Here is a 7,882-nt window from a genome sequence, read left to right on the forward strand (position 1 = left end):
CCCCCGAGCAGCGAGGGACAGCCACGATGACCCCCACCCGCACCGGCGTGCACACCGAAACGTTCCGTGAGCAGTACGGCAGTTCCCTCACCGAAGGCCTGGCCGCGGCTACGCGCCGGCGACTTCAAGAACGCCGTCACCCTGGCCGAGCGGTTCACCGCCGGCGCCCGGCATCTGCACCACAGCGTCATGCGCGACGCTTGGCCGCCGGCCTGGACTGGTGGCAGATCGGCGAACTGCTCACCCTGCACCCGCAGGCCGCGTTCGACGCCTACGCCAACCTCGCCGACGGCACCCGCACCCCAGCCCAGCAACACCCGCACCTGGCCGTGGTCTGCACGGCCGGGCTGGCCGCCGAGCACGACATGGACACCGAACACGGCATCGACCTCGACGACCTCGACCCGCAGCACAGCCTCACCACCGACCCCACCGTGGTGCGGCTGCGCGCGCCCGCGCAGCTGCTCGGCGACGACGTCTGGATCGCCGTCAAACTGCCCGGCACCTATGAAGGCGACGACGACCTCGACGACGACGCGGCCATCCGCCGGTGGACCACGTGGCGCTCTACCCCGACGAACTGGGCTGGCTGCGCGAGGCCCTGGCCCTCAATGCCGAGGAGCCGGACGACGACGAAGACGACGACCTGGAGCCGCTGCTCTGACCACCTGGGCGCGGGCAGGACCGAACGGTTACCGGTCGCGGCCGCCATCGACGACCATCCCAGCTCCTGGCCGACAGCGCCGCAGATCTGCTCGCCATCTCGCCACGTATATGCGGGATGACCGCTGCTCAGGCGAAATCAGTTGGCGGGCTTGCCGAACCAGCGGGAGAGGTGGTCGTCCAGGTCCTGCTGATCGTCGCCGATCCAGGCGACGTGGCCGTCGGGGCGTAGCAGGACGCACGGAACATCCAGTACCGCAGTGGGATCCGCGAGGTAATCGACCCGGTCTGACCAGCCGCCGACGGTCAGGCGTTCGGTGCGGTCCAGCAGCAGGCCGCGGCCGCGATGCAGCAGACCGTAGAGGTGGCCCTGTTTCACGTCGATGTCGCGCAGGCGGCGGCCGAGCAGGTCGGGGCCTTCGCCGAAGTCGTAGCGGATGCCGATCGCGGTGATCTTCTCGATCAGATAGCGGTTCACCTCGTCGAAGTCCATCAGTTCGGTGAGCAGCCTGCGCACGGCCTGCGGGCCCGGTTCGGTGGACGACAGTTCCATCTGGGCGCTTGTGTTGTCCAGCACGTCCTCGGCGACCGGATGACGCTCGGCCTGGTAGGTGTCCAGCAGTGTTTCCGGCGCCCAGCCGCGGATCTGTGCGGCCAGTTTCCAGCCGAGGTTGAATGCGTCCTGAACGCCCAGGTTGAGGCCCTGTCCGCCGGTGGGTGGATGGATGTGTGCCGCATCGCCGGCCAGCAGCACCCGCCCGACCCGATAACGTTCGGCTAGCCGGGTGGCATCCCCGAAGCGGGACAGCCAGCGCGGGGAGTGCACGCCGAAATCGGTTCCGGCGATGGTGCGCAACTGTTGTTTGAAATCCTCGAGGGTGGGCGGTTCCGCGCGGTCGCTGACTCCCGCGGCGGGGACTACGACGCTATAGACCCCTTCGCCGAAGGGCCGGAGCCAGAATCGCTGATGGGTCTCGCGGATTCCGGTCACCTTGGCGGCGATCTCCTCCTGCGGCACGCCCACTTCCATCTCGCCCATCAGGGTCTCGGTCCGTGAGGGCTCGCCGGGGAAGCCGACACCGAGCAGTTTACGCACCGTACTGCGCCCGCCGTCACAGCCGACGAAGTAGCGCGATCGCAGCTGTTCCCCGTCGGCCAGCTCGACGGTCACACCCTCGTCGTCCTGCTCGAAACCGGCGACCGCGCAACCGCGCCGGACCTGCGCACCCAGTTCGATCGCATGTTCTTCGAGCAGGTGAACGATGACCGGCTGCGGGATACCCAGCAGATAGGCGTACGCGGAATCCAGGCCCTCGGGCGCGGGTTTGGGGATGGCGGCGAAGAAACCGCCGGCCGGACGCTGTCTTCCATGCTGGAGAATGCGATCCAGCAGTCCGCGCATTGCCATCAGCTCGATACTGCGAATATGCAGACCGACTATGCGGACGAACGACACGGGCTCGGTTTCCTTCTCCAGGACGAGTACCCGCACATCGTGCAGCCGCAGTTCGGCGGCCAGCATCGCACCAGTCGGCCCGCACCCGGCAATGATCACGTCGAACATGAGGGGCGCACGATCGGCGTCGGAGGCCGGCGATGGGAGTCCGGGGACGTCGCCCGCGGTGAAGTCGCGCTCGACCGTATCGTTCGACGACGGCTCGGCGGTGAACTGCAGAGAGTGCATAGGTGTTGCCTTTCGGGAGTGCCTTGTTGGCGAGGCGCTCCCGGCGACACCTACGTCAATCGCCCGACCGTGACGGGAAGGGGGAGCACCCACATCGATACAGCGTTCATGGGTCTCACCTCCTCGGGCGGTGTCACGGTCAACTGCAAGCTACAAGCCCGAGCATCATCCCGTCCAATCCTTTCCCAGCCACGTGATCACGACTCCAAACGGGCCCGTACGGTTGCGACTGCGGTACGCACCGTGGCGCCCTTGTCGGCGCTGGGCGGGTCGGTACGGCGAAGATCCACTAATTGGCGCCTAGTGTCGCCGTTCTTACCAGCACCCCAGGTCGTAGTGATTCACGCCCTCGCGCTCGCGTGCGGGCCGCCGGGTGGCGGACGCGCACGGCTGGCGGCAGAGTCGACGGCATGACCACAGCGACCGGAGCGGACGTCCGGGCCGCGGCGACGGCGATGGCCGAGGTTCTGGCTCCGCTGACCGGGCACGATTGGTCCGTCCCCGCGGGCGACCTGGAGTGGTCCTGCTGGATCACCGCCGCGCACGTGGCGCACGACCTGCTCGCCTACGCCGGCCAGGTTGCCGGGCAGCCCACCGACGGCTACCTGCCGTACGACCTGCGGGTGCGCTCCGACGCGGCGCCCGCGGAGGTGCTGCGGGTCGTGCACGCGTGCGCGCAACTGCTGGCCGGCGCCGTCGACGGCGCCGAGCCGACGTTACGGGCCTGGCACTGGGGGCCGACCGACCCGGCCGGCTTCGCCGCGATGGGCGTCGCCGAGATCCTGCTGCACACCCACGACGTCACCCGCGGCCTGGGCGCCGACTGGCGGTTGCCCGCCGACCTGAGCGCCAAGGTGGTGGGCCGGCTGTTCCCCGACGCGCCGGCCGGCAGCCGGCGGAGGTCCTGCTCTGGCTGACCGGTCGGGCCGCACTCGGCGATCGTCCCCGCCGCACGGCGTGGAGCTGGCGAGCGGCCGTGTCCTGAGCGATCCGGGGACACCCCCAGGTCGGGGCCGGGGGTTCAGCCGCGCCGCCGCCAAGGGAAACGCCAACGCCGCCGGGTGGTCGGCGCGGCGGCCGGCGGCGCAGCCGCCACCTCCGCGGCCCGCTCGGTCGCCGTCCGCTCCCGGTCGGCCCGCCACCGGCGTACGGTGTCGTCGGCGTTGACCGGGCGCACCACCACCCGCGGGCCGGTGGGCGTACGCAGCCACGCCACGATCTGCGCGTTCAGGTCCGCGACGAACGCGCGCACCGACTCCTCCGTGGGCAGGTCCCGCACCTCGTCGGGGAGCTGCTCGACGCGGCGGCGCAGCTGCAACGGGGTCGGCAGCAGCAGGTCGCTGGGGAGCGCCTCACGCTCCAGGAAGCTCTTGATCCACCACGACTCGTCGTACGGCAGGCCCCGGCCGGGGATCGGTTTGCCCGCCCCTGGCAGGTTGTCGAACTCGCCGCGCTCCTGGGCCGCGCGGATCTGCGCCTCGACCGCCGCCTCCCAGCCAATCGTCACCGCCGCCACCTCCCGCACCCAAGGTATCCGCTGTCCGTGACGGGATTCAGCGCGTGTGATCGGCGCGGCATTCCCCGCCGTACGGCGTGCCGCGCGGGTGGGCGTGACCCGGCGTACATTCCTCGTGGCCCGTACCCGGCGAAAGGACCCCTCGTGCGCGACTGGCTGATCGGGCTCGGCGTGGCGGTGGCCTGTCTGCTCGCCAGCTGGGCCCTGCTGGTGCTGCTCGCCCGACGCCTCCCGCCGGGCATCCTGCGCGACCTGGCCGCCTTCATCCCCGACTGCCTGACCACGGTGCGCCGGCTACGCCGGGACCCGCGGGTGCCTCGCCGCGCCAAGATCGCCATCGTCGTCGCGGGTCTCTGGCTGGCCAGCCCGATCGACCTGATCCCCGAGTTCCTGCCGGTCATCGGCCCGCTCGACGACATCGTCGTGGTCGCCCTCGCCCTGCGCTACGCCGGCCGGCAGGTGCCCCGGCAGGTGCTGCTCGACGCCTGGCCGGGTGAGCCGCGCCTGCTGCTGCGCCTGCTCGGCCCGGCCGCCCCCGATCCGGCCGTCGGACCGCCCGACGAACCGCCGAGCGGAGAGACCGACGGACCGCCCGACGGGCCGGGGCGGGGGCCGGCGGGCGCCGCGCCGGTCGACCGCTGACCCCGGTGGTGGGCACGCTGCTGACCGCCTCGGCGGCGGCGTTCCTGCTGGCCCTGCTGTCGGCGGTCACCGGCTTCGGCGGCGGTGTGCTGCTGCTGCCGGTCTTCACCGCGCTGTTCGGGCTGCGGGTCGCGGTGCCGGTGCTCACCCTCACCCAGCTCTCCAGCAACGCCGCCCGGGTCTGGCTGAACCGCCCGGAGCTGCACTGGCGCCTCGCCGGCCGGTTCGCCGCCGGGGCGGTGCCCCTCGCGGTGACCGGCGCGCTGCTGCTCGCCCACGCCCCGCTGGCCGCCCTGAAACGGCTGCTCGGGGTGTTCCTCCTCGCCGTGGTGGCGTGGCGCCGCATCGGCGCGCGGCCGTCCCGGCCCACCGAGCGCACCTTCGTGGCCGTCGGCGCGGCGTCCGGTCTCGGGTCGGCGCTGCTGGGGTCCGTCGGCCCGCTGACCGCCCCGTTCTTCCTGGCCTACGGCCTCACCCGCGCCGCGTACGTGGGCACCGAGGCCGCCGCCGCGCTCACCCTGCACCTGTCCAAGACCGTCGGGTACGCCGCCGCCGGCCTGATCGGGCGGGACGTTCTGCTGCTCGGCGCGGCGCTCACGCCGGCCACCCTCGCCGGCGCGTGGGTGGGCCGCCGGGTCGTCGGCCGGATCAGCGACCGGGTCTTCGTCGTCCTCGTCGAGGCCGGGCTGGTCGTCGCGGCGGTGCTCCTGCTCGCCGGCCGGTGACGCCTCGCCGAACCCCTGCCACGGCCGCCCGACCCGCCTAGGGTGGGTGACAGAAGGCTGACCTGAGCAGGCAGGACCGTTCACGGTCGGTGCGGCATCCGGGAGGAGTGGACGTGACAGATCCGGACGAGAACCGCGAGAAGACCCCCAAGACCGACGACGTGCTCTTCTCCACCGACGGGGATCCCCACCACCACCTGGAGCAGGCGCCGCAGCCGGACGAGCACCTCGCCGTCCAGTTCATGCACGACGACGAGACGGAGACCGTCGGCGAGGAGTGAGGGCAGCGTGGCGGATCGCCCGGGTCGTCGGCCGGCTCAGCGGAGTCTCGGGTCGAGGGCCTCGCGGACCGCTTCGCCGAGCATGACGAAGCTCAGCACGGCGGTGACGAGGAACGCGGCGGGGAAGAAGAGCAGGAAGAGTGAGACCCGGATGTAGTTCTCCGCTTCACTGATCATGATGCCCCAGGAAACGACCGGGGTCTTCAGGCCGATGTGAGGATGGCGACCAACGGTAGTGGCCGTGGTCACGCTGCGTGGCCCGGCATGGTCAATCTGGTCGAATGCGGAGGAGACGACCGGAGGGTGTGCCAGTCGGGCGCGGCTAGACCCGCCTGCGCACGTGCCGGTGCCCGTCGCGGGGGAACGGTGGCCGGGCCGGCAGCACCTCCTGGAAGACGTACCCGCTCTTCTCCGCCACCCGGCAGGAGGCGGGGTTGTCCACCTGGTGCAGCAGCTCCAGCCGGGTCAGCCCGCCGGCCGCGAAGCGGGCGAAGGCCCAGTCGCTGACGGCGGTGACCGCGCGCGGCGCCACGCCCCGCCCGCGGGCTGGGGCCGCCGTCCAGTAACCCACCTCCGCGTACGGGCGCCCGGGGGTGACGTCCTTGAGGATCACGTTGGCCACCAGCCGCTGCCCGTCCGGCGACGACTCGAGCACCGCGAAGCTGAACCGGCGGCCGGCCGCCCAACCCTGCCGGCTGCGCCGCAGGAACGCGCGGGCGTCGGCGGTGGTGCTGACCGGGTACCGGGTCCAGCTGCGCAGCACCGGGTCCCGGTACGCCGCCAGCAGCGCGGCCACGTCGTCGTCCCGCCACGGGCGCAGCAGCAGACCGGGCGCGGTGGGCGTGGGCGCGGCGCGCAACTCGATCGACATCCCGGTAGTGTCGCCCGCCGTCCCGGCCCTGGCGAGACCCGTCCGCGCCGGGATGTCGGTCGCTGGTGGTAGACCTTCGGCGATGACCTCGACACCGATGAGTTTCACGCTGACCCCGCGCGGGCCGTTCTCGCTGGCGGCGAGCGTCCGCTTCCTGGAGGGCTTCACCCCGGCACGGTACGCCGGCGGTGGGCCGGCCGTGCTGCGGTTGGCGTTCCCGCTCGACGGCCGGTGGACACCGGTGGGGCTGCGGGTGCGCCAGGACGCCGACGGGGTGGTGCACGCGCAGGTCCACTCCCCCGGCGACCCACCCGACCGGGACGCCGTGCGGGCGCAGCTGCGCCGAATCCTCTCCCTCGACGTCGACGGTTCCGGCTTCGCCGAGGTGGGTGAGCGGGATCCGGTCGTCGGTGGGCTGCAGGGCCGCTATCCCGGCCTGCGTCCGGTGACCTTCTGGTCGCCGTACGAGGCGGCCTGCTGGGCGGTCATCAGCCACCGGATCCGGATCACCCAGGCCGCCACCGTCAAGGCCCGGCTCGCCGAGCGGCTCGGCACCCCGGTGGAGTTGCCGGACGGCCCGGTCACCGCCTTTCCCGGCCCGGCCGACCTGTTGCGCGGCGTCGACACCCTGATCACGATGGGCGGGCTGGCCGGCCGCAAACCGGAGTGGCTGTGCGGGCTGGCCGCGGCGGCGCTGGACGGTCGGCTCGACGGGGCCCGGCTGCGGGCGCTGCCCGCGTCCGAGGCGCTGCGCGAGCTGTCGACGCTGCCGGGGATCGGCCCGTTCTCCGCCGAGCTGATCCTGCTGCGCGGCGCCGGCGCCCCGGACGTGGCGCCCCGGCACGAGCAGCGGCTGCGCCAGGCCGTCCGGGACGCGTACCGCCTCGACGAGGAGGTCGACGACGACACGCTGACCCGGATCACCGACGGGTGGCGGCCCTACCGGACGTGGGTGAGCCTGCTGCTGCGCACCTGGCGGGAGGACGAGACCGGCGAGCTCTCCGGCCGCCGGGGCCGGCGGCCGGCGGTGTGACGGGGGCGGGCCCGCGTAGGGTGATCAAGGGAGCGACGGGTGGGAGGCTACATGATCACGGTCGGGGCGCTGGTGGGGATCGGTCTGGTGGCGCTGGGTCTGGTGCTCACCCCCGGTCCGAACATGGTCTACCTGGTGTCCAGGTCGGTCACCCAGGGCCGGCGGGCGGGGCTGATCTCGCTGCTCGGTGTGGCGGTCGGCTTCCTCGTCTACCTCGCCGCCGCGGTGGCCGGGATCGCCACCGTGTTCGCCCTGGTGCCGCCGCTGTACACGGCGGTGAAGCTGGCCGGCGCGGCGTACCTGCTGTGGCTGGCCTGGCGGACGCTGCGCCCCGGCGCGTCGGCGTCGCGCCGGCGCGCTGCCGCCGTACCGGCCGCGGCGGCTGTTCACCATGGGTCTGGTCACCAACCTGCTCACCGAAGATCGCGATCCTGTACGTGTCGCTGCTGCCGCAGTTCATCGACCCG

Annotated in this window: 10 protein-coding genes and 1 pseudogene; 7 read left to right on the forward strand and 4 right to left on the reverse strand. The window is 72.5% G+C overall.

Annotated elements, in window-relative coordinates; translation table 11 throughout:
* The first annotated feature begins 200 nt into the window (after window positions 1-200).
* Window positions 201-785, forward strand: a complete 585-nt coding sequence (locus JNW87_RS30980; protein ID WP_238454886.1) for a hypothetical protein — start codon at window positions 201-203, stop codon at window positions 783-785.
* Between the two features lie 17 nt (window positions 786-802).
* On the opposite strand, the gene rox is transcribed toward JNW87_RS30980, so the two are convergent.
* Entirely contained in the window at window positions 803-2,227 is a 1,425-nt protein-coding gene (gene rox / locus JNW87_RS30985; protein ID WP_201749936.1) for a rifampin monooxygenase, read from the reverse strand.
* Window positions 2,228-2,757: 530 nt separating this feature from the next.
* Between rox and JNW87_RS30990 the strand changes: the two genes are divergently transcribed.
* On the forward strand, window positions 2,758-3,264 hold the full coding sequence (locus tag JNW87_RS30990) for a maleylpyruvate isomerase N-terminal domain-containing protein (protein WP_238454887.1): 507 nt from the start codon (window positions 2,758-2,760) through the stop codon (window positions 3,262-3,264).
* Between the two features lie 104 nt (window positions 3,265-3,368).
* Here JNW87_RS30990 and JNW87_RS30995 read toward each other — a convergent pair whose 3' ends face one another.
* Window positions 3,369-3,854, reverse strand: a complete 486-nt coding sequence (locus tag JNW87_RS30995) for a DUF1992 domain-containing protein (RefSeq protein ID WP_109804857.1) — start codon at window positions 3,852-3,854, stop codon at window positions 3,369-3,371.
* A gap of 153 nt (window positions 3,855-4,007) precedes the next feature.
* On the opposite strand from JNW87_RS30995, the gene JNW87_RS31000 reads away from it, so the two are divergent.
* The 3 genes from JNW87_RS31000 (at window position 4,008) to JNW87_RS31010 (ending at window position 5,511) form a co-directional block, all read left to right on the forward strand.
* Window positions 4,008-4,505, forward strand: coding sequence for a YkvA family protein (locus JNW87_RS31000; protein ID WP_109804853.1), 498 nt, complete (start codon window positions 4,008-4,010; stop codon window positions 4,503-4,505).
* A gap of 5 nt (window positions 4,506-4,510) precedes the next feature.
* Window positions 4,511-5,230: a sulfite exporter TauE/SafE family protein gene (locus tag JNW87_RS31005; protein WP_236648447.1), complete on the forward strand. Its 720-nt coding sequence runs from the start codon at window positions 4,511-4,513 to the stop codon at window positions 5,228-5,230.
* Window positions 5,231-5,343: 113 nt separating this feature from the next.
* Window positions 5,344-5,511, forward strand: a complete 168-nt coding sequence (locus tag JNW87_RS31010) for a hypothetical protein (RefSeq protein WP_201749934.1) — start codon at window positions 5,344-5,346, stop codon at window positions 5,509-5,511.
* 36 nt (window positions 5,512-5,547) lie between these two features.
* On the opposite strand, the gene JNW87_RS31015 is transcribed toward JNW87_RS31010, so the two are convergent.
* Both JNW87_RS31015 and JNW87_RS31020 read right to left on the reverse strand, forming a co-directional pair.
* A complete protein-coding gene (locus JNW87_RS31015) occupies window positions 5,548-5,688 on the reverse strand; it encodes a hypothetical protein (RefSeq protein WP_236648446.1) in 141 nt (46 codons plus the stop codon).
* Between the two features lie 145 nt (window positions 5,689-5,833).
* Complete coding sequence (locus tag JNW87_RS31020; RefSeq protein ID WP_109804851.1) at window positions 5,834-6,382, reverse strand: GNAT family N-acetyltransferase; 549 nt, start codon at window positions 6,380-6,382, stop codon at window positions 5,834-5,836.
* 97 nt (window positions 6,383-6,479) lie between these two features.
* Here JNW87_RS31020 and JNW87_RS31025 point away from each other — a divergent pair, with 97 nt between their 5' ends.
* Window positions 6,480-7,415, forward strand: a complete 936-nt coding sequence (locus JNW87_RS31025) for a DNA-3-methyladenine glycosylase (RefSeq protein ID WP_201749933.1) — start codon at window positions 6,480-6,482, stop codon at window positions 7,413-7,415.
* Window positions 7,416-7,466: 51 nt separating this feature from the next.
* Window positions 7,467-7,882: pseudogene (locus tag JNW87_RS31030) on the forward strand (LysE family translocator); the annotation flags it as partial.

The organism is Micromonospora sp. ATA51 (genome assembly GCF_016802855.1).
GTDB classification, from domain to species: domain Bacteria; phylum Actinomycetota; class Actinomycetes; order Mycobacteriales; family Micromonosporaceae; genus Micromonospora; species Micromonospora sicca.

Coding starts and splice junctions, on each gene's coding strand:
- JNW87_RS30990 (WP_238454887.1), top strand. CDS start 2,758: ATGACCACAGCGACCGGAGCGGACGTCCGGGCCGCGGCGACGGCGATG.
- JNW87_RS31025 (WP_201749933.1), top strand. CDS start 6,480: ATGAGTTTCACGCTGACCCCGCGCGGGCCGTTCTCGCTGGCGGCGAGC.
- rox (WP_201749936.1), bottom strand. CDS start 2,227: ATGTTCGACGTGATCATTGCCGGGTGCGGGCCGACTGGTGCGATGCTG.
- JNW87_RS31015 (WP_236648446.1), bottom strand. CDS start 5,688: ATGATCAGTGAAGCGGAGAACTACATCCGGGTCTCACTCTTCCTGCTC.
- JNW87_RS31020 (WP_109804851.1), bottom strand. CDS start 6,382: ATGTCGATCGAGTTGCGCGCCGCGCCCACGCCCACCGCGCCCGGTCTG.